Consider the following 861-nt stretch of genomic DNA (forward strand, 5'->3'; position numbering starts at 1 on the left):
TTGTTTTTTCCGGATCCTTCAGGTAGGTGTCGGTGAGCCAGGGGGCCCTGACCACTATCTCGCCCATGTCCTTCTCATCGGGTTTGACGTCTGTGAAGTCGTCGTGGATGACTCTGACGTATACAAGCGGAAACGGTATGCCGGTCTTGATTGACAGTTCAACCTTCTGCTCCTCATCCAGATCCATCAGATGCGGCTTTATGAAGGCTCCAGTTAAAGCAGGGCAGGTTTCAGACATTCCATAAGCAGCCATTGTGTAGATCCCCTTCTCTCTCGCTCTCATTGCTAGACCTTTTGGAAGCTTCGACCCTCCAATCAAAACTTTCCAGCCGTGGAACTTGAATCCTTCGGGCATGTTGTCAACAATCATCTGCAGAATTGTCGGAACGCAGTGGCTGTATGTAACTCTTTCACTCATCACGAGTTTGGCAATCATCTGCGGTTCATATCTGCCCGGATACACGTGCTTGATACCAAGAAGCCAGGTCATGTACGGTACTCCCCACGCATGGACGTGGAACATAGGTGTGAGCGGCATGTAAACTTCATTATCCCCGGTAAGGCGGAGAGGAGAGCGATAGCCCACCAATCCAACACACCCGGCGAGAGTATGAAGAACAAGCTTTCTGTGGGTGAACCAAACACCCTTCGGTCTTCCTGTTGTTCCTGTCGTGTAGCTCAATGTCGCCATCGTGTTCTCATCAAAGTCCGGGAATTCATAGTCCGGGCTTGCTTTCCTGAGCATTTCCTCATACTCGATGTCAGTCAGCTTTGTTTCCGGCATTGTGTCGTCCGTCATGATGACGTAGCTTTTTACCGTTTCAAGCTTGTCGGCTATGGATTCGACAAGGGGTACGAAGT

At 50.2% G+C, this 861-nt stretch carries 1 protein-coding gene; it reads right to left on the reverse strand.

The genetic code is table 11. The annotated features are described in order from the left end of the window. On the reverse strand, positions 1–861 hold an 861-nt coding region (locus JFQ59_RS12315), incomplete at both ends, for an AMP-binding protein (protein WP_202320807.1).

The sequence above is a fragment of the Archaeoglobus neptunius genome, assembly GCF_016757965.1.
GTDB lineage: Archaea > Halobacteriota > Archaeoglobi > Archaeoglobales > Archaeoglobaceae > Archaeoglobus > Archaeoglobus neptunius.